The 18,829-nt window shown below is 55.6% G+C and carries 19 protein-coding genes and 1 pseudogene; 6 read left to right on the top strand and 14 right to left on the bottom strand.

Annotated features, from left to right (window positions below):
* Positions 1-15: 15 nt before the first annotated feature.
* The 6 genes and pseudogenes from ACR0L3_RS17665 to ACR0L3_RS17690 form a co-directional block, all read right to left on the bottom strand.
* On the bottom strand, positions 16-807 hold the full coding sequence (locus tag ACR0L3_RS17665) for a DUF1217 domain-containing protein (protein ID WP_480747075.1): 792 nt from the start codon (positions 805-807) through the stop codon (positions 16-18).
* Positions 804-1,205, bottom strand: coding sequence for a flagellar biosynthesis repressor FlbT (gene flbT / locus ACR0L3_RS17670; protein ID WP_480747076.1), 402 nt, complete (start codon positions 1,203-1,205; stop codon positions 804-806). Before flbT ends, ACR0L3_RS17665 begins: the two co-directional genes overlap by 4 nt.
* A complete protein-coding gene (gene flaF / locus ACR0L3_RS17675) occupies positions 1,205-1,579 on the bottom strand; it encodes a flagellar biosynthesis regulator FlaF (protein ID WP_480747077.1) in 375 nt (124 codons plus the stop codon). The genes flbT and flaF overlap by 1 nt, the downstream gene beginning before the upstream one ends.
* 77 nt (positions 1,580-1,656) lie before the next feature.
* Positions 1,657-2,898 (bottom strand): annotated as a pseudogene (locus ACR0L3_RS17680) (flagellin N-terminal helical domain-containing protein).
* A gap of 208 nt (positions 2,899-3,106) precedes the next feature.
* Positions 3,107-3,466 (bottom strand): flagellar biosynthesis protein FlgN, encoded by a 360-nt coding sequence (locus ACR0L3_RS17685; protein WP_480747078.1) that lies wholly within the window; start codon positions 3,464-3,466, stop codon positions 3,107-3,109.
* A complete protein-coding gene (locus ACR0L3_RS17690; RefSeq protein ID WP_480747079.1) occupies positions 3,450-3,731 on the bottom strand; it encodes a rod-binding protein in 282 nt (93 codons plus the stop codon). The genes ACR0L3_RS17685 and ACR0L3_RS17690 overlap by 17 nt, the downstream gene beginning before the upstream one ends.
* A gap of 111 nt (positions 3,732-3,842) precedes the next feature.
* On the opposite strand from ACR0L3_RS17690, the gene ACR0L3_RS17695 reads away from it, so the two are divergent.
* From ACR0L3_RS17695 to ACR0L3_RS17705, 3 genes are read left to right on the top strand one after another with little or no spacing between them, the layout of a single operon-like run.
* Positions 3,843-5,072 (top strand): flagellar hook-length control protein FliK, encoded by a 1,230-nt coding sequence (locus ACR0L3_RS17695; RefSeq protein WP_480747081.1) that lies wholly within the window; start codon positions 3,843-3,845, stop codon positions 5,070-5,072.
* A gap of 2 nt (positions 5,073-5,074) precedes the next feature.
* On the top strand, positions 5,075-5,740 hold the full coding sequence (locus ACR0L3_RS17700; RefSeq protein ID WP_480747082.1) for a flagellar hook capping FlgD N-terminal domain-containing protein: 666 nt from the start codon (positions 5,075-5,077) through the stop codon (positions 5,738-5,740).
* Positions 5,688-6,662 carry a phosphotransferase gene (locus ACR0L3_RS17705; RefSeq protein WP_480747083.1) on the top strand — a complete coding sequence of 325 codons (975 nt, stop codon included), beginning with the start codon at positions 5,688-5,690 and terminating at the stop codon, positions 6,660-6,662. Before ACR0L3_RS17700 ends, ACR0L3_RS17705 begins: the two co-directional genes overlap by 53 nt.
* A gap of 3 nt (positions 6,663-6,665) precedes the next feature.
* Here the strand turns inward: ACR0L3_RS17705 and ACR0L3_RS17710 are convergent, their stop codons facing one another.
* The 5 genes from ACR0L3_RS17710 to ACR0L3_RS17730 form a co-directional block, all read right to left on the bottom strand.
* Positions 6,666-7,967 carry an NAD(P)/FAD-dependent oxidoreductase gene (locus ACR0L3_RS17710; protein WP_480747084.1) on the bottom strand — a complete coding sequence of 434 codons (1,302 nt, stop codon included), beginning with the start codon at positions 7,965-7,967 and terminating at the stop codon, positions 6,666-6,668.
* Positions 7,964-8,782, bottom strand: coding sequence for an ABC transporter permease (locus tag ACR0L3_RS17715; protein ID WP_480747086.1), 819 nt, complete (start codon positions 8,780-8,782; stop codon positions 7,964-7,966). Before ACR0L3_RS17715 ends, ACR0L3_RS17710 begins: the two co-directional genes overlap by 4 nt.
* The gene (locus ACR0L3_RS17720; protein WP_480747087.1) at positions 8,779-9,669 is read right to left on the bottom strand and encodes an ABC transporter permease subunit; all 891 of its coding nucleotides are present in this window, start codon (positions 9,667-9,669) and stop codon (positions 8,779-8,781) included. The genes ACR0L3_RS17715 and ACR0L3_RS17720 overlap by 4 nt, the downstream gene beginning before the upstream one ends.
* Complete coding sequence (locus ACR0L3_RS17725) at positions 9,669-10,796, bottom strand: ABC transporter ATP-binding protein (RefSeq protein ID WP_480747088.1); 1,128 nt, start codon at positions 10,794-10,796, stop codon at positions 9,669-9,671. The genes ACR0L3_RS17720 and ACR0L3_RS17725 overlap by 1 nt, the downstream gene beginning before the upstream one ends.
* 70 nt (positions 10,797-10,866) lie before the next feature.
* On the bottom strand, positions 10,867-11,952 hold the full coding sequence (locus tag ACR0L3_RS17730) for a polyamine ABC transporter substrate-binding protein (RefSeq protein ID WP_480747089.1): 1,086 nt from the start codon (positions 11,950-11,952) through the stop codon (positions 10,867-10,869).
* A 140-nt stretch (positions 11,953-12,092) separates the two neighbouring features.
* Here ACR0L3_RS17730 and ACR0L3_RS17735 point away from each other — a divergent pair, with 140 nt between their 5' ends.
* A complete protein-coding gene (locus ACR0L3_RS17735) occupies positions 12,093-12,776 on the top strand; it encodes a GntR family transcriptional regulator (protein WP_480747090.1) in 684 nt (227 codons plus the stop codon).
* A 75-nt stretch (positions 12,777-12,851) separates the two neighbouring features.
* The gene (locus ACR0L3_RS17740; RefSeq protein WP_480747091.1) at positions 12,852-14,249 is read left to right on the top strand and encodes an aspartate aminotransferase family protein; all 1,398 of its coding nucleotides are present in this window, start codon (positions 12,852-12,854) and stop codon (positions 14,247-14,249) included.
* A gap of 103 nt (positions 14,250-14,352) precedes the next feature.
* Here ACR0L3_RS17740 and ACR0L3_RS17745 read toward each other — a convergent pair whose 3' ends face one another.
* Entirely contained in the window at positions 14,353-14,610 is a 258-nt protein-coding gene (locus tag ACR0L3_RS17745) for a hypothetical protein (protein ID WP_480747092.1), read from the bottom strand.
* A 151-nt stretch (positions 14,611-14,761) separates the two neighbouring features.
* Positions 14,762-16,060, bottom strand: a complete 1,299-nt coding sequence (locus tag ACR0L3_RS17750) for a lytic murein transglycosylase (RefSeq protein ID WP_480747093.1) — start codon at positions 16,058-16,060, stop codon at positions 14,762-14,764.
* A gap of 111 nt (positions 16,061-16,171) precedes the next feature.
* On the opposite strand from ACR0L3_RS17750, the gene ACR0L3_RS17755 reads away from it, so the two are divergent.
* Positions 16,172-16,558 (top strand): DUF1801 domain-containing protein, encoded by a 387-nt coding sequence (locus ACR0L3_RS17755; RefSeq protein WP_480747094.1) that lies wholly within the window; start codon positions 16,172-16,174, stop codon positions 16,556-16,558.
* Here the strand turns inward: ACR0L3_RS17755 and rnr are convergent.
* Positions 16,549-18,807, bottom strand: a complete 2,259-nt coding sequence (gene rnr, locus ACR0L3_RS17760) for a ribonuclease R (protein WP_480747095.1) — start codon at positions 18,805-18,807, stop codon at positions 16,549-16,551. The genes ACR0L3_RS17755 and rnr overlap by 10 nt on opposite strands.
* Positions 18,808-18,829: the final 22 nt, after the last annotated feature.

An 18,829-nucleotide genomic window follows, 5' to 3' on the forward strand; every position in this document is an offset into this window, starting at 1 on the left:
AAACCGCGTGCGCAGCTATGCCCCCAGCAAAATCAATGCGGTTTGAGCAGGGGAAATCAAGGTTTGCAACTGAGCGATTTGGCTGCGTGCGAGATATTGATCGGTAAATTTACCCACTGCTTCCTCGTCGGTAAATTGCGCCAAATCATCGGATCCCGTCAGACCCGAAAGCCTCTCTTTAAAAACTTCTAACTGCTTATCAATGTCCAATTGCGCAAAGTTCGACGGTAGACCAAGTGCTGTTTCTATCATACTGCGCAAAGGCGGTTGGCCCATCAGATCGAACCACTTGGTGTCTACACTACTGTCCTGGGCCGCCAAATCGGCCAAAGTATGCTGTGCATAAAGCGCGATGCGCATCGTTTCATCAGATTCTCCGACGGCGATTTCAAATTGGGACACCACATTGTCCTTCGCTATCGCCTCCATATTCGTGACGAGGCCCGTTTTGCGAAACTCACCCGGACCCAATCCGAAAGCTTGAGAAAATTCTCGATAACGCTTGTCGGCCAGCCGGTTAGACAAAGCATCGTCGGCGCTGGTGCCATCGGACAATATTTTTTGGATGAAATAGCGATTGTCGATGTCGCTCTCCAAGCCGAAGGCTCCTAATGCCACCTCCAGCAGTCGTCGATCAGAAACAAGATCCTCTGCCGTCCGCACCTTGCTGATATTGTCCAGAAAGTAGTTGGCCTCCCTCTCGTTGACTGAGGAGGACGAAAAACTTTCCAATTGCGCGTCATAGGTCCGCTGCAAAAAACGCCAACCTACGATACCGTCGGTGGGGACAACAGGCTGAAAGGTCATTGTTTATACGCCATCAACCGTTCTTCGCGGGGCAGTAAAGCCCGCAGAGCTTTTAAACATTTGTAATACTGTTCCGCCAACAAAGCTTCGGTTGCCTCAGAAAGCACGCGGCGACTGTCCGTATCAGTGAAGACCTGACTTAGCTCTTCAACCCGTCGCAAAAGCTGTTGTCGCGCGCGCTCGGGCTCCGTATCGCCGGACAGTACAAGCTGAGCAGCATAACACACCCGTCGAACCGGAGTGTTCACTTCATCGGGATGTATTGCGTCACGCAGGCGCAGCACATTCGCATCCGGCGTCATAATCGAGAACCGGCTACGGCGGTCGCCATTCTCCACAACGACGCCGTTGATCAACACACGCTCTTTCGGAGCGAGTTTCAGTACAAGCCCTCCCATCAAGCCGCACCCATTTGCCGCAATCCGCGCAGGACGGCCATGTTGATCTCAAGCAGAGGCTCCACGCTTGCCTTGTTGCCCAACACCTGGCTGCTGTGTTGTTCCGTAAACTCTGCCAGATAAAATATCCGCGCGCGCAGATCGTTGGGTAATGCGTTGTCAGAGTCAGATACACCGGTTGCAAGAACGGACCATAATCGCCGGTTTTCATGCAGCGCTTGAACGAACCCGCCATAGTCTACTTTCCGTCGGAAGGCCGCGGCTTTGAGCCGATGCGTGATCTTTGAAATCGCGTCGTATTCGGTATCACGCGGGGTACGCGTCGGCGCGGCGGTCTTCGCGTAGGCACGTTGTGCAAGAGTTTGCGGTGTCACTTGGAATCCTTCCGATAGGCCATCTTTAGGCGATCAAGGTCGGGGCGCGGTTCCACGCCCCGACCATTTTCCGAAGCTTAGCGGAACAGAGACAGAATCGACTGCGGAGCCTGGTTGGCGATCGACAGCGACTGAGTCGCCAGCTGTTGCTGCACCTGCAGCGCCTGCAGACGGGCCGATGTTTCTTCCATATCTGCGTCAACCATCGAACCGATACCGGATTTGAAGGCGTCGGTCAGTTTGGACACAAATTCCTGCTGGGTTTCGATCCGCCCTTGCGCCGAACCAAAGGCCGCAGCGGCATCAATAGACGTGTCGATCAGCGTTTCGATGGTACCCAACGCGGCTGACGCGCCAACGGCAGTTGAGACGTCAATCGAACTCAAAGCGCCAAACCCACCAGAACCTGCATTGGTAAATTGCGCCGAAACTGATATGTCACGATCTGCAGCAGCGGCACCTGAGCCAGTTACAAAAGATAAAGTACCTTCTGCACTTGGATCATAGTCGATCGAAAGGCCCTAAATACCCAAGGCGTCGATCTGGTTCTTCAAGCCGATTGCGACGTTAGCGTCAGTGTTAGCTGCGTCATACGTACCGGATGGATCAAGGTCGGAATCCTGCACCGTATATGACACACTCTGATCACCCACGGTGATCGAAATTTTGTCACCCACTGCGAAATTGTCAGTCGAACTGTCGATGACAATCGTTCCCGTGCCACTGTCCTTGTCCATTGTGAAACCGGCCGCATCATTGTCGGCTGCCGTATTGTCAGAACCAGCTAAGACAGCTTTCGCGGCATAGCCACCAACAGACAGGTCTTGGCTTGCAACCGAGATTGAAGCCGAAGTCACGGCACCCGTATTGTCACGGTCAAGCGAGGACAGGATCGAAGCCGTACCTGCCGAACCGTCCACAAGGTTCAGACCATTGAACTGGGCCGCCCCAACCACCGAAGCGATCTGATCGCGCAAAGCGGAAACATCCGTGTTGATCTTGTCGCGGTCAACATTGTCTTCCTGAGCAGCGACGATCTTTTCTTTCATCTGAGACAGCAGATCGGTCACGGTTTCCGCGGCGTTTCGCGCAACAGCAACGGTCGACTCACCTAACGCCAGACTGTCTTTGATCGCGTTGAAGCCCTGAACGTCCGATTCCATGACTTTGGAAATCGCCCAGACGGCAGAGTTGTCCTTGGCGGTCGCGACATCCTTACCGGTCGAGATCGCGTTCTGGGTCGACTCAAGGTTCTTGTTGACCGATTTCAGGGTTTGCAGCGCGACCATTGCGCCATTGTTTGTCAGAATGCTGGACATAGCTTTCTTCCTTTTCCGTTCGGGCCCTTTGCGCCCATACTTACCCCGCAGCGCCTGCGGGCTTTGACGTCTTTCTGATCAATGCGATTCACCGTCGGCTGTTCGCGCCACCTGCTGTTTCAGATGCCCGACCACCATTGCCCCCGATCTCCTAACGGAGTGCTAAAGTCTTCACGTCAGAAAACTCGGATTTGATTCAAAACCGTCGCTATGCCCGTTTTTCCAGCTTTGCGGTGCGGCGCACCGTAAACCCGCTGCGCTGCCCATCAGCACCATAGGTGCTGAATTCCTGACGAACACGGCGCATTTCGGCTACACGGCTCGCCACGGAACGAATTCCTTCGGCGGCACTGTTGAGAAGAGTTTGATTTCGCTCGACTTTTTTCTGCAACCGAACCAACTCGGCGCTTTCAAAAACCTGAAGGTCATTGATTGCTCCGATCAGTTTTTCTTTTTCTGGCGCCACATGCGTCAGATGTTCCAGATCGCCATCGACTAACGCGGACCGCTCAAGGTCCAAAACTTTTTCAAGCGACTTAATCAGATCGGGTTCAGATTTGTTCGGCATTTGCTTTCTCCATCATCGACCGGAACAGAATTTCAGACAGGCCGATGCCACCGGATTCGGCCAGCACGCGTGCCTGTTGCTGCACAAGGAATGATGAAAACTGGTCTTCACCCACACCGCCGGCGAAAGACTGACGCGCCTCACTCAAACCCGAAGATTTCAGCATTTCGGCCAAAAACACGGCCTCCAATTCAACAGCTGCGACTTGCAATTTCTCGGTGGTTGTAGGGGGAGGCGCGGCTGGCGCGGGCGCGGATACTTTCATCGCTTTCTCCGAAATTTGCTTCGAACTTTTTCGATCAAAGGCCAATGCGGTTAAAATAAACGTAACTTCCTGCGGGCAGGCTTCCGCTCAGACAAACGGAGTCGCAGCAAAATGCCCAATCCTCTTTCACAAATGCTGTCCACACCAAGCACAGCCGCGAAGCCGAAAGCTGTTCAGCAGGAGGTGAACGAGGCCAAAGAATCCGTGCCCTTTCACACATTCGTGGATTCGGAAGCTAGCGTAAAATCCCACGCAACAGAGGAAGCTGATTTAGTGGCTCAAGACATTGATGCGGAGGCTGAGTTGGAAGCTGAACCAGAGGGTGGCGATACGACGATTAATTCCGCTACTTCAGATGACAAACCACAGCCTAAGGTTCGCAAATTTGCGCCGGAAATTGTTCAAGGAACAGCCGCTGCCCCTCAGTCCACGACACCGCCCGGTTTACCTATAGCTATAAAACCAGTCGATAAAATGGTTCGGGAAGATCATTCGGAAACTCGGCAAATCGAAACTTTGCAATCGCTGAACAAGCAGGTTCGGCGCGATGTTCTACCTGCTTTTGAAGCTTTAGTGATGGGCTCAGAACAACCGAGCACAACACCCGAAGCCACCACCAAATCTACGACTAGTCTGATGGTATCGGGAAATGTGATTTCGCTTCCAAAAGAACTCTCTGAACCGTCGACCTTCGCCCGGCGGGTTTCTGAAGAACCGCAAGCACCGCTTGTGCAAAACACTTCATCAAGGTCCCCAACAACGATTGATCACGCGCCAACCGTTGTTCAAATGCGGCTGTCGGTCTCTGAAAAACTCTCTCTTGAAACAGGTACACCGCTGGTTCCCGAGGTCGAAGATATCCAGGGAGTTAAAGAATCCTCTGTGTTGAACGCAACACGTGATTCAGGGTCGCCTGTTCAGACGACGACGGCAGTGGCCCGAGCGGAAACGACCCGCGCAATCGCGACTCAGATGGTCACCGCTATCTCAACACGCCCAGCCTCGGGTGCTGTCGAAGTGGCGCTGAACCCCGAAGAGTTAGGGCGAGTTTCGATTATTTTAAATGGCCGTGACGACGGTCTGCATTTGACGATTACGGCTGAACGCCCGGAAACGTTGGACATGATGCGCCGCAATCTCGCGATTCTAGAAGCAGAGTTCAAAAACTTGGGTCTAGGAGACCTGTCGGTTGATTTAGGCACCTCAACAGATGCGCAGCATGACGAAACCGCTGAGAATGACGACACTCAGCTTGCATCACCTAACCCAGAGCATACAATAGATGCTGATCCTGCCCCGCCGCGAATGCGACCTGATGGGCGGATCGATATGAGGCTTTGACTATGATGTCCGCAACTCAGTCGACGACCCAGACCAACACGCAGTCCCAGTCTTCGTCGCAGCAAACTGCAGCCTCGATCGCTTCGGACTTTGACACATTTTTGCTTTTGATGACCACTCAGGCGCAAAACCAAGACCCGTTAGAGCCGATGGATTCGAGCGAATACGCCTCACAATTAGCGCAGTTCTCAATGGTGGAGCAGCAGGTACAGGCCAATGACCTGCTGTCCCAACTTATCTTGTCCCTGAGTGGTATGGAATTGGCAGAACTTGCCAATTGGGTCGGCATGGATGTGCAAACGACCGCAGCGTTTCATTTCGACGGCGAACCCGTAACTCTGTCCACGCAAGCCGATCCTTCGTCCGACAAGGCCGTCGTGGTGATCCGAGACAGCGACGGCGAAGTGATCGAAAAGTTCAATGTCCTGCCATCTGAAACCGAGTTCGTCTGGGCCGGCACGGCAAGCGATGGCAGCCCGCTATCATCGGGCACTTATTCAGCCACTTTGGAAAGTTATGATGGCGAGAAGCTGCTGTCGGCTCAGCCAGTTGCGTCCTACAACCGGGTGGTTGAAGCGCAAGTCGACAACGCCTCTGTCCTACTGACATTGGAAAGTGGCGAAGTCGTTCCGGCTGAGATGGTTATGGCGGTCCGCACCGGAGCTTGATCTGGAAGTCGCGACAGGCCACACCTGTGCAACCTGCGATTCGCTTATTGTACCGGTGATCCCTCTGCTTGAACTGACCTGCCCTCCCTCAGACCTCGTTGATGACCTGCGCCGTCAAAACTTGATTGCCGGGGATGCGCGGTTTCAAAACCTGTATGGTGGGCGCACCAATCAGGTCTGGACAGTGCGGGAGGAAGGCGGCGGCAAGGTTTTGAAACTCTACCGCTCTGGACTGCGCAATCCAATGTTCCGCAATGACGCCACGTTAGAGGCGGAATGCTTAAAAGCATTGGAACATTCAGGTTTTGCACCACGCCTTCGCGCAACCGGTCGGCATGAGAATGGCCATTGGGTTTTCTATGACCATGCGCCAGGCTCGCCCTGGCGCGAGGGGGTGGCTCAGGTGGCGCAACTGCTGCATCAGCTTCATTCTCTTGATTTGCCCATCAATGCGCCCAAAGGATGCAATGGTAGCGTGGATCTGATCCGTCACGGGCAGAATATTCTTGTAGGGTGCACGTCGGCTGCCCGGCACCGTCTGGACCGAATGCGGCCAGTCGAACAGGTCGCACCCACGTCCCGAACCTGCTTGATTCACGGTGATCCTGTGGCCGGGAATATTCTGGTCGCAGGGTCTGGGCTGACCCTCATCGATTGGCAATGCCCGGCACAGGGTGACCCTTGTGAGGACCTCGCCCTGTTTTTGTCGCCCGCCATGCAGCACTTGTACCGAGGGACAGTTTTAACCCAAGCGGAAGAACAGCAGTTTCTGTCTGCCTATAGCGACCCGGAATTGGTGGCTCGATACCAATCCCTACGCCGTTTGTATGCGTGGCGGATGGCGGCCTATTGCCTATGGCGTGCCGAGAGCGGCGCGGCTGATTACACGGTGGGGTTCGAGTTAGAAACCGCGAGGCTGTAACATTCACATGTCCAAAAGCGCCATGACTGCATAAGCAGGTGGCATCAATGCGCGCCGCCATTGTCCAAGGGGAAATCGCCCAGGGGGACGCGCAATCGGAGCTGGAAGCTCGGTCTCTTGCCCCAATACAATACGGGCCAGGGCGCGCCCGCAATAAGTGCCCATCGCCACGCCGTTTCCGTGATAGGCAAACCCAGCGAACATACCAGGTTGATCTACGACCGGCCCGGCATACGGAGTCAGACTCCGTGCAAGACAGACCATGCCCGACCACATGTGGGTGATCTCAACCTCGGACCAGTGCGGAAACATCTGCCTGAAATCCCGCACGGCCTTCTGTCGAATGGCAGCTTCGGCCCGTGGCGACGACCGCAACCCTCCGCGCGTGCCGAACAGAAACCGCTTGTCAGGCATCAGTCGGAAATAGTGCAGCAGGTTGCGGGTATCATAGGCCATCTGATCGGTCGTCCAGCCTTGCGCCTGCATCTCGGAATCGGACAGAGGGCGAGTCACCAGAACCGTGGACTGGGCGGGCATGTACCGCCCCGACATCCAGGGCGGCAGGTCCTCGCTGGAATAGCCGTTGGTGCAGATCAGCACGTTCGCGGCAGTGATCCTGCCTGAACGCACCTTTAGGTCAAAGCCTGTCCGGGTTTTCCCAATGTGTTCGACGGTGCTTTTCTGAAACAATTTCGCGCCCTGAATTTGGGCTGCTTGAGCAATTCCGAACAGGTATTTCCTAGGGTTCAGGGCAAACCCAACCGGGTTAGTATACCCGCCATGAAAGCCGCCGCCGAAACCAAGCGACGGCAAGTCGTCGGGTTCGTGCAAGGTGCCAGGTGCTTCGGCCTCACGACGCAGTTTCTCCATCGCGCGGACCGTATGAGCCAGCTGGGTCTCACCTTGTGAATGCACGTCGGCATCAATGTTGTGAGAGCGTAGCAGATCAGAAACCAGCTGAACCGCTTCTCCCTCGGCGCGCACAAAATCGCGCGCAGCGGCCTCGCCAAACTGGCGTTCCATCGCGCCATGGCTCAGCTTTGAACCGCCCAAGCAGCAAAACCCACCATTGCGTCCCGAAGCGCCCCAACCAGGTGTCTCTGCTTCAAGCACGGCAACCGACGCGCCGGACTCAGCCAGATGCAGAGCCGCGGAAACCCCAGTAAACCCACCGCCAATTATCGCAACGTCAACGCTCAGGTCACCCTGCAGGACAGGCCAATCCGGGCTGGCGATTGTCTCATCCCACCAACAATTGGTTCGTGGGCCGGCCCCATAGGTGTAATCTGGGAACAGCCGTTTCATTCGGTACGCGCAGCGGCCATTTCATCTTGTCTTTGCCGAACCATCGCGCGCTTGGTAACCAACGAGGCGGTGATGACACCCACTGTCACAATCGCGATCATGATCGTGGACAGCGCGTTAATCTCAGGACTGACACCCAGTCGAACGGCGGAGAATATCCGCATCGGCAAAGTCGTCGCTGACGGGCCCGAGGTAAACGAGGCGATCACCAGATCATCCAGCGACAGGGTGAAGGCCAACAACCAACCCGAAATCACCGCAGGCGCAATAATCGGCAGAGTTACCAAACGAAACGCCTGCATCGGAGAGCATCCGAGATCCAGCGCGGCCTCTTCCAGCGACTGATCAAAGGTCACAAGGCGCGAGGAGACCACAACCGAAACGAAGCACATCGAAAAGGTCGTATGGGCCAGAACGATGGTCAGGATGCCTCTATCCAATCCGATACCGATAAATAGCAACAACAGCGACAGGCCTGTGATGACTTCGGGCATGACCAGCGGCGCATAGATCATGCCAGAGAAAAGGGTACGACCAAAGAAACGCCCACCCCGCACCAGCACATAGGCCGCAGCCGTGCCCAGAACAGTTGCGATTGTTGACGAGAAAACGGCAACGCGCACAGTTACCCAAGCCGCATCCAGAAGCTGCTGATTCTGGAAAAGCTCACCATACCATTTGGTCGAGAACCCTGCCCAAACAGTGACTAGCTTACTTTCGTTGAAGCTGAAGATGATCAGGATGATCATCGGGATATAAAGGAACGCGAACCCCAGTGTTAGCGACACAGCGTTGAACCAGCTTAGCCTGCTCATTGCTCAGCCTCCGCCTGTTTCTGTTGGTTGCGCTGGAACAGAACGATGGGCACAACAAGGATCAACAGCAAGACCACGGCCACGGCACTGGCCACCGGCCAATCGCGGTTCGAGAAGAACTCTTCCCAAAGCACTTTACCAATCATCAGCGTTCCCGAGCCGCCCAGCAGTGAGGGGATCACAAACTCACCGATTACCGGGATCATGACCAAGAAACAGCCTGCGATGATGCCCGGGCGCGACAGCGGGACCGTTACCAGCCAGAAGGCATGCATGCGTGAACAGCCCAGGTCCTCTGCGGCCTCGATCAGGGATTCGTCCATCCGCTCCAGTGACGAGTAAATCGGCAGGATCATGAAAGGCAGATAGGTATAGACGATACCGATATAGACCGCTGTATTGGTATTCAGAATAGTCAGCGGCGTCGAGATTATACCCGTCCACAGCAAAATCTGGTTCAAATACCCTTCGTTGGACAGTATCCCCATCCATGCATAGACCCGGATCAGAAACGAGGTCCAGAAGGGCAGGATCACCAGCATCATCAACGTCGGTCGCCATTCGACGGGCGCGCGTGCCATGCCATAGGCGATCGGATACCCCACCAGCAACGTCAGAAAAGTCGAGATCACTGCAATCTTGACGCTGGACAGGTAAGCCTTCCAATAAAGGTCATCCTCGGTCAACCAGACGAAGTTCTCAAAATCCAACTGGCTAAAGAACTCTTTGATCCCCACCCAGCCCTGCGACACGTCAAGCGTGGGGGTATAGGGCGGAATCGCAAGATCAGTGTCCGACAGCGAAATCTTCAATACGATGAAGAACGGCACCAGAAACAGTGCCAACAGCCAGACATATGGGACTGCAATAAGGAACGCGCGGCGCATCAGTTCGCCAACAAAACCGCAGCTGTGGCCGTCCAAGACAGCCAAACCGGGTCTTCCCAAGTATATGAACGGCGCGAGATTCGGCGCGTGTTGGCCGTCTGCGCCTTGATGATCGTGCCGTTCGGCAGTTCGACGTAATAGGTAGACAGATTACCCAGATACGCGATGTCGTGCACTTTGCCTTGAACCGCGTTGATCGCATCCGCCGGACGCTCCGCAGAGATCGTCACTTTCTCGGGCCGAATTGCAAGATGACACGCCTGTCCCTGCGAAAACCCGTTTGCAGATGTCGCGGTCAAAGGTGCCTGCCCCTCGGCCCAGTCTACTTGATAGGTTTCTTCCCCGTTCGCCGAGGCCCGGCCTTCGATGATGTTCACATCACCGATAAAGTCCGCCACGTAGACCGAATTTGGGTTCTCATAAATCTTGTCCGGTGTGGCGACCTGCATCAGCTTGCCCTGATCCATTACTGCCACGCGGCTGGCAACGGTCATAGCTTCTTCCTGATCGTGGGTAACGATGACAAAAGTGGTACCGGTCTTTTCTTGAATATCCATCAATTCAAACTGGGTATCCTGCCGCAATTTCTTGTCGAGCGCTCCCAACGGTTCGTCCAACAGCAACAGCTTGGGCGCCTTGGCCAAAGACCGTGCCAGCGCCACCCGCTGACGTTGACCGCCCGATATTTGATGAGGTTTGCGACGAGCAAACTGCTCCAGCCGCGTCAGGCGCAGCATCTCTTCGACGCGATTTTCAAGGTCGCTCTTGGGCATGTTGTCCCGACGCAGACCGAAGGCGATGTTGTCCCAGATACTAAGGTGAGGAAACAGCGCGTAGGACTGAAACATCATATTGACCGCCCGCTTGTTCGGCGGGATCGGATCGATATCCTGACCGCCCAACATGATGTGACCCTCAGTAGGCGTCTCAAACCCTGCCAGCATCCGCATCATTGTGGTTTTGCCGCAACCCGAAGGCCCCAGCAAAGCAAAGAACTCGCGCTCAAAAATGTCCAAAGACAGGTTGTCGATAGCCGTGAACTCACCAAAGCGTTTGGTGACATTCCGGAACTGGATCAAAGGTTTCGCCTGCGGGTCATCCCACGGCGCAAAAACGTCAGAGTTCAAAACGGCCCCCGTACATCTATCTGCGAAATGGAACAGGGCGGTCAAGGCCGCCCTGTACAAGTTAATCAGATCAGGTACCCGATTTGATTTTGGTCCACATACGAGTGACAACCCGCTGTGTTTTCGCCGGATAGGGCGTGGTGATGTAGAGGTTTTGCATGGTTGCATCATCCGGATAGATTGCCGGATCACCGATCACGTCTTCCGCAAGGAACTCCTGTGACGACTTGTTGCCGTTGGCATAATAGACATAGTTCGATGCAGCGGCCATGTTGTTGGCGTCCAGAATGAAGTCCAAGAACTTATGCGCACCTTCCGGGTTCGGAGCGTCTACTGGAATTGCCATTTGATCGAACCACATCAGTGATCCTTCGGCGAAGGGGTGGTATTCGATGTTCACGCCATTGTCGGCTTCCGCCGCACGATCCCTCGCTTGCAAAATGTCACCCGACCAGCCGACTGCGACGCAAATGTCGCCGTTTGCCAAAGCATTGATATACTCTGAACTGTGAAACTTCTGGATATGCGGGCGAACGCCAACCAGAACTTCTTCGGCTTTTTTGATGACATCCGGATCATGACTGTCAGGGTCCTCTCCGATGTACTGCAAAGTCATGGGTATCATTTCGGCCGGCGCATCCAGGAAATGCACACCGCACGCAGCCAATTTCTCCATGTTCTCTGGTTTCAAAACCAAGTCCATGCTGTTCAGGGCTACGTCATCGCCCAAGGCTTCTTTGACCTTGTCAACGTTTACGCCGATACCCGTGGTGCCCCACATGTAGTTAATCGAATAGGCGTTGTTCGGATCATACCCAGCGGTACGTTCTTGAATGACGTCCCAGAGGTTGCCTGCATTGGACAGCTTGGACGTGTCCAGCTCCTGAAACGCACCAGCCTGAATCTGGCGCTGAAGGAAAGTACCGGACGGCACCACCACATCATAGCCCGAGCCACCGGCAAGCATCTTGGTTTCCAGAACCTCGTTGCTGTCGAACACATCGTAGATCAGCGTCAGGCCAGTTTCTTCTTCGAATTTCTTCAGAAGGTCCTCATCGATATAATCGGACCAGTTGTATACACGCACCTCTTCGGCAAATGCCGCCGAAGTCCCCAGCGCGACGATCGCTGTCATTGTCAGCGTTTTGAGTGTCATTTTATTCTCCCTGCATGTGTACGGGTATTTTCCCGTTTTTTTAGATTTGATCAAGTTTTGCGTTTTCCCTCGATCCCACGTATGGTTTCACGAGGTTAATAACCTGACAAGTCATCATCATCGGAAATAGGGCAAACCAATTGGATTTGATCAAAAATAAGGCATCCGAAACGAATTCCGAGGTCGAAAAACGGCCTGCACACGAACAGGTATATCAAACCCTCAAGTCACAGATCATGTTCGGTGAACTGGTGCCCGGACAACCTGTTACCATCCAGGGTCTGACTGATTCGCTTGGCGTTGGCATGACCCCTGTCCGCGAGGCAATCCGCCGCTTGATCTCGGATGGTGCCTTGGTTTTTCAGGGCAACCGCAGGGTCAGTGTGCCTTTGCTGTCAGCAGATGATGTCGAACAGATGATTTTTGCCAGAATATCAATAGAATCAGAGCTTTCTAAACGCGCAGCCACCAATCTCAGCAGCGCTGAAATCGACCATCTAGAGCGTATTGATCAGCGACTGGACCGCACTATCGCCGATGGCGATGTCAGTGGTTATCTGCATTTGAACCATACCTTTCACGAGACACTCTATTCCCATGCGGACGCTCCGATTCTGCATGATTTGGCCGAACGTCTTTGGCTTAGATTCGGACCATCGCTTCGTGTTGTATGTGGGCGATTCGGCACGCAAAGCCTGCCTGATCGACACAAAGATATTATTGCGGCCCTGCGTGCGCGCGATGCAAAAGCAACGGCAAAGGCAACCGCGCAAGACATCGAGCAAGGCATGGAATTGATGGCAGACGCGTTGATCACGAGCTAGATTCCGTCGATTCGATTGACAGGAATAAATTTGATCATATTGTGTAGGCCAAACGCTCTTGCAGGAGATTTCCGGATGTCCACCATCACCAATCACATGCCCACCGCCGAATTGCAGGCGCTGGATGCCGCCCACCACATCCACCCTTTCTCAGCCAATGGTTCGCTGGGCAAGGAAGGCGCGCGCGTCATCACTCGTGCCAAAGGTGTCTATCTTACCGACAGCGAAGGTGAAGAGATCCTGGACGCAATGGCCGGCCTGTGGTGCGTGAATATCGGCTATGGCCGCGACGAACTGGCCGAAGTTGCCGCCCGTCAGATGCGCGAACTGCCCTATTACAATACGTTCTTCAAGACCACTCACGTACCCGCCATTGCACTGGCGGCGAAGATTGCAGAACTGGCCCCGGGCGACTTGAACCACGTCTTCTTCGCTGCCGGCGGGTCCGAGGCCAACGACACCAACATTCGTTTGGTGCGCACCTATTGGGCCGAGAAGGGCCACCCTGACAAGAACATCATAATCAGCCGGAAGAACGCCTATCATGGATCGTCCGTAGGGTCGGCTTCGCTAGGCGGTATGGCCGGAATGCACGCGCAAGGCGGCATACCGATTCCAAACATCCACCATATCAATCAGCCAAACTGGTGGGCTGAGGGCGGCGACATGTCACCTGAAGAGTTCGGCCTGGCCCGCGCGCGTGAGCTGGAAGAAGCCATTCTGGAGCTGGGCGAAGACCGCGTCGCTGCCTTCATCGCCGAACCTGTACAGGGCGCAGGCGGCGTCATCGTTGCACCAGACACCTATTGGCCCGAGGTTCAGCGTATCTGTGATAAATACGACATCCTTCTGATTGCCGATGAAGTGATCTGCGGCTTCGGCCGTACCGGCAACTGGTTCGGCTCGGAAACTGTTGGCATCAAGCCGCACATCATGACCATTGCCAAGGGTCTCAGCTCAGGCTACGCGCCCATCGGCGGCTCGATCGTAAACGATGAGATTGCCGAGGTTATTGGCGGCACCGAGTTCAACCACGGTTACACCTATTCCGGCCACCCTGTCGCTGCTGCCGTAGCGCTTGAAAACCTGCGCATCCTTGAAGAAGAAGGCATCGTCGATCACGTCCGCGACGTGGCCGCACCTTATCTAAAACAGAAATGGGAAGCACTGGCCGATCACCCGCTGGTAGGCGAAGCAAAAATCGTCGGCATGATGGCCTCAATCGCGCTGACCCCAGACAAAGCCAGCCGTGCCAAGTTCGCGTCCGAACCTGGCACCGTCGGCTACATCTGCCGCGACCGCTGCTTTGCCAACAATCTGATCATGCGTCACGTGGGCGACCGGATGATCATCTCACCCCCTCTGATCCTGACACCGGCGGAGATCGACGAGATGTTTGTGCGGATTCACAAGTCGCTGGACGAGGCACAGGCTGAGATCATTGCGCAGGGTCTGATGAAGTCGGCATCGTAAATAACCAGCAAAAACAAAAAACGGGCGGCTTGCACTAGCCGCCCTTGTCGTTGGAGTCGCCGCCATGCCCGATCTACATCGGCATAACTGAATGGGGTTATTTTCAACCTGGATTTAAATAACCCCGGCTCCAGTTATCTTCGTATTCTCCCAACACTCTGGACAACTCTAACAGTGAAGCAAAAAGCCGCGCGTAAACGTCCCGAGACATTAGCGGTTCGTTTTCGTCCAGCAAATGCACAAGTTTGGCGACGGCCGAGGCAAAGACTTCGCAAATTTCTTTGTCAGTGGATGTTGGGTCCAACGTCCAGATGTTACGTGTGTCGTAAAATTGCACTGGCTGTGGTTCGTCGTCGATCATGGGGCGGCCTCTTCGATTTGAAGCACACTTGTGATCGATGAGTTCGTGAACAATAGCAGTGGCAGGAAGTCACATTAGTTTGGCTGCAACGGCCATACGATTCCGATTAAGCCATCTGAATGAACTCAATTCCTCTTGGTCGCTGTGGGTTTCACCTCAACCTCTCCAGAAGCTTCAAACTGGCATAGCCGTCCGGCAGCAATCCTTGCGCCAGTTGATAAGCCCTTACTGCGTTGGTCGTGTTCGGCCCGGTCCGACCGTCGATGCCCTGGGTATCGAACCCAGCCTCTGTCAGTCGGGTTTGCAGTTCCTTTTTCTCGGTGAAGCTCAGAACGCGATCCGTGCGCGGCCACTCGGACTGAAACGGAGCGCGTCCTGCCAATCGGTCGGACAAGTGGCCGATACCAATCACATAGGCGTCTGCGCCGTTGTATTTCTCGATCACGCCGAAGTTGTCAAAGACCATCAGCGCGACACCTTGCCCGCCGGCTGGCAACAAAATAGCAGCCTGTCCGTGATCCGGAACTGGTCGACCATCGCGCCCAATTACCCCGCGTGCCGCCCAGTCCGAGGGCAACAGGGTGTAGTCGCGCTTGGCGTTGGCAAAATCGAACCCCTCGGGCAAGCGGACTTCGACACCCCAAGGTTGCCCCTTTGTCCAACCGTGCCGCGCCAAATAGGCTGCGGCTGAGGCCAGCGCGTCCGTCGGGTCTTCGGCCCAAATGTCGCGGCGCCCGTCCCCGTCGAAATCCACCGCATGATCCAGATACGAGGTCGGCATGAACTGCGTATGCCCCATCGCTCCGGCCCAGCTGCCTACCATGTGATCGGGGCTGACGTCTCCGGCCTGAATGATCTGTAGCGCCGCAATCAATTGTGTTTCAAAAAACTGCGCACGTCGCGCGTCAAAAGCCAGTGTTGCCAGAGACCGGATGGTGTGATCGCTGCCACGGAATGTTCCGAACGAGGTCTCAAGCCCCCAGATTGCCGTCACGACCTCTTTTTCTACGCCATATTGCGCCTCGATCCGTGCCAGGGTCGCGTGATGCCGTTCAAGCCCGGCCCGCCCGTTCGAAATGCGCGTGTCCGATACGGCGGAATCCAGATACTCCCAAATCGGCTTGGCAAATTCGGCCTGATTGCGATCTCGTTCAATGATCTTCTTATTGTAAGTTAAGCCCGTCAGCGCCCTGTCCAGCGTCGTGTTGGATATGCCCTGCTCCATAGCGCGCTCACGGAACGCTCCCAGCCACGCCTGAAACCGCGCATTTCCTTCAGTCGACACCCGATACTCCTTGGCTGAAGGCCGCACGACCGGTCGGAGGGATACCGCGATATCGGCCGAGGCCAGCTGAAAGGTCCCGGACCCATCCGCCGTGTTGAGGGATTCCGCCTGCACAATGGATGCCCATAATGCAGCGGCTATGATGCCACTTGTGCATTTACGCATTCCGAAATTCCTGATTACTGCTCGTCTTTAGGATAGCGCAAAATACCTTGTTCACAAAGCATTCAAATTAATGCGCCTGACACGTCCGGGCAATCGGGATAAGCTGCTGAAATGAGGCCCTTTGACGATCGCAAAATCGAAATCACCTTTGACGCACTCCCAAAGGCTGCCCGCGACGGTACGCTGATTCTGCGCGACCTGATTTTTGAAACAGCTGAATCCATACCGAGCGCTCAACCTCTGCAAGAAGCACTACGCTGGGGTCAGCCTGCGTATCTGGCCCCCAAGGGCTCAACCATTCGGCTTGGCACGCATAAGTCAGCGTCTTTTGCATTGTTCGTGCATTGCCAAAGCCGGTTGATGCGTGATTTCACGTCGACCTTTCCGGGCGAAGATCGCCTGGATGGAAACAGGGCAATTCTTTTTGACCGCCCTGAGCAAATCGACCCCGAACGCCACGGCTGGCTTATAGCGAGGGCGCTGACGTATCACCTTTGACGGCGTTTACGCTCGACCTTGCGTTTTATCTTGTCCTTCTTGCGCTTGGTGCTGACCGCTTTGCGACGAGTTGGCCGTCCTTTCGGTCCACGTCCGCGTGGTAGAGCCTGATCGTCGATGGACAGCAGTTCCAACTCTAGCCCGCCAGTAACAGGTGTCGCTTCGGTAAGCCGCACGGTAACGCGCTGGCCGATTGCAATGATGAGCCCGGTATCCGAACCCATCAATGTCCCAGCCTCGCGGTCGAAATGGAAAAACTCTCGCCCCAGCGATCGCACGGGCACCAGACCATCGGCACCTGTCTCGTCCATTTTCACGAACGCTCCAAACCGAGCAATTCCGCTTATACGTCCAGTGAACTCGTTGCCCACGCGTTCACTAAGGTAAGCGGCCAGATATCTGTCCGTCGTATCGCGCTCGGCCATCATCGAACGCCTCTCGGTGTCCGAGATATGGGTCGCAGTTTCCTCTAACCGAGCGATTTCATCCTCGGTCAATCCGTCCTTGCCCCATCCATGGGCCGAGATCAGCGCGCGATGCACGATCAGGTCGGCGTAGCGGCGGATGGGAGAGGTGAAATGCGCATAGTTCCGCAGTGCCAGCCCGAAATGGCCGAAATTCTCGGGATTGTAGTACGCCTGAGCCATCGACCGCAAAGTCGTCAGGTTAATCAATTCGGCATCCTCGGTTCCGGCGGCAGCGTTCAGCAACGCGTTCAAGTGCCGGGTTTGCAGCACCTGCCCTTTAGCCAAGTTCAAACCCGCTGCTTGCGCTGTTTCCCGCAGGCTTTCCAGTTTTTCGGGCGCGGGTTCTTCGTGCACGCGGAACAGCAGGGGGCGGCGTTTTGCGATCAGAGTTTCGGCGGCGGCGACGTTGGCGAGGATCATGAATTCCTCGATCAGTTTGTGCGCATCCAAACGCTCGCGAAAGGCCACGCTTTCAACTTCACCCTTATCGCTGAGGACAATCTTGCGTTCCGGCAGGTCCAGTTCCAAAGGTTGCCGCGTGGCCCGTGCCTTTTTCAAAGCCGTGTAGGCGGCGTAGAGCGGTTTCAGAACCGGCTCCAACAATGGACCGGTGCGGTCGTTGGGATCACCGTCGATGGCCTCTTGCACTTCGGCGTAATGCAAAGACGCAGCCGAGCGCATCAAGCCGCGCACAAAGCGGTGACCGATCTTGTTGCCATCGGCGTCGATCTGCATCCGTACGGCAATACAGGCGCGCGGAACGCCCTCGTGCAACGAACACAAATCACCCGACAAACGATCCGGCAGCATCGGCACCACGCGGTCGGGGAAATAGCTGGAATTGCCCCGCTTGCGCGCCTCGCGATCCAAAGCGGTGCCGGGCTGCACATAAGCCGCGACATCAGCGATGGCGACCCAAATCACGTGCCCGCCGGGGTTTTTGGGATCATCGTCAGCGTGAGCGTAGCAGGCGTCGTCATGATCCCGCGCATCCGAAGGATCAATGGTCAGCAAAGGCATGTCGCGCAGGTCTTCACGGCCTTTCAGGCCGACCGGCTTGGCTTTGTCGGCCTCGGCGATCACCTTGTCGGGGAAATCATCCGGAATGCCGTGCTGATGGATAGCGATCAGAGAGACCGCTTTAGGCGCAGACGGATCGCCCAGCCGCTCCACGATCCGCGCACGTGGAAGGCCCATGCGATTTTTGGGTCCGGCCTGTTCAGCCTCGACCAACTCACCGTCCTTGGCACCCAGAACGGCCCCGTCATGGACCAGCCATTCCGTCTGACCCGTCTTGTCGATGGGCACAATCCGCCCACCCTCGGCACCCTTGCGGAAAATGCCGACGATCTTGCGCGGGTTCGTCCCAATACGGCGGATGAGACGGGCTTCGTAATTATGGTCCTCTTCGTGCACCACCGTCAGGCGCGCCAGAATGCGGTCACCTTCGCCCAGTGCCGGATCGCTAGCGCGTGCCACGATCAGGACAATGGGTTCAACCCCCTCGCCATGCCACTCCAGCGGTCGCGCAAACAGGTCGCCATCCTCGTTTGGGGCTTTTACCTGCAGCACGCTGACCGGCGGCAGGCGATCTGGGTCGCGATAGCTGCGCTTGCGCTTTTCCAGATGCCCTTCGGCCTCAAGTTCCTTGAGGATACGCTTCAGATCAATCCGGTCCGCGCCCTTGATGCCAAATGCCTTGGCGATGTCGCGTTTCGAGGTCAGGGTGGGGTTCGCCGAGATCCAGTCCAGGACCTCCTGCTTGGTGGGGATGCGAGTCATGGTTTTGGCCTAGCACGGGGAT

The sequence above is a fragment of the Ruegeria sp. CK1 genome, assembly GCF_056536545.1.

What these genes read in the sequence shown, in the direction of transcription:
- ACR0L3_RS17685 (WP_480747078.1), bottom strand. Translation starts at nt 3,466, where the DNA reads ATGCCGAACAAATCTGAACCCGATCTGATTAAGTCGCTTGAAAAAGTT.
- ACR0L3_RS17700 (WP_480747082.1), top strand. Translation starts at nt 5,075, where the DNA reads ATGATGTCCGCAACTCAGTCGACGACCCAGACCAACACGCAGTCCCAG.
- flbT (WP_480747076.1), bottom strand. Translation starts at nt 1,205, where the DNA reads ATGGGAGGGCTTGTACTGAAACTCGCTCCGAAAGAGCGTGTGTTGATC.
- ACR0L3_RS17695 (WP_480747081.1), top strand. Translation starts at nt 3,843, where the DNA reads ATGCCCAATCCTCTTTCACAAATGCTGTCCACACCAAGCACAGCCGCG.
- ACR0L3_RS17665 (WP_480747075.1), bottom strand. Translation starts at nt 807, where the DNA reads ATGACCTTTCAGCCTGTTGTCCCCACCGACGGTATCGTAGGTTGGCGT.
- ACR0L3_RS17745 (WP_480747092.1), bottom strand. Translation starts at nt 14,610, where the DNA reads ATGATCGACGACGAACCACAGCCAGTGCAATTTTACGACACACGTAAC.
- ACR0L3_RS17690 (WP_480747079.1), bottom strand. Translation starts at nt 3,731, where the DNA reads ATGAAAGTATCCGCGCCCGCGCCAGCCGCGCCTCCCCCTACAACCACC.
- rnr (WP_480747095.1), bottom strand. Translation starts at nt 18,807, where the DNA reads ATGACTCGCATCCCCACCAAGCAGGAGGTCCTGGACTGGATCTCGGCG.
- ACR0L3_RS17755 (WP_480747094.1), top strand. Translation starts at nt 16,172, where the DNA reads ATGAGGCCCTTTGACGATCGCAAAATCGAAATCACCTTTGACGCACTC.
- ACR0L3_RS17715 (WP_480747086.1), bottom strand. Translation starts at nt 8,782, where the DNA reads ATGAGCAGGCTAAGCTGGTTCAACGCTGTGTCGCTAACACTGGGGTTC.
- ACR0L3_RS17710 (WP_480747084.1), bottom strand. Translation starts at nt 7,967, where the DNA reads ATGAAACGGCTGTTCCCAGATTACACCTATGGGGCCGGCCCACGAACC.
- ACR0L3_RS17750 (WP_480747093.1), bottom strand. Translation starts at nt 16,060, where the DNA reads ATGCGTAAATGCACAAGTGGCATCATAGCCGCTGCATTATGGGCATCC.
- ACR0L3_RS17740 (WP_480747091.1), top strand. Translation starts at nt 12,852, where the DNA reads ATGTCCACCATCACCAATCACATGCCCACCGCCGAATTGCAGGCGCTG.
- ACR0L3_RS17730 (WP_480747089.1), bottom strand. Translation starts at nt 11,952, where the DNA reads ATGACACTCAAAACGCTGACAATGACAGCGATCGTCGCGCTGGGGACT.
- ACR0L3_RS17720 (WP_480747087.1), bottom strand. Translation starts at nt 9,669, where the DNA reads ATGCGCCGCGCGTTCCTTATTGCAGTCCCATATGTCTGGCTGTTGGCA.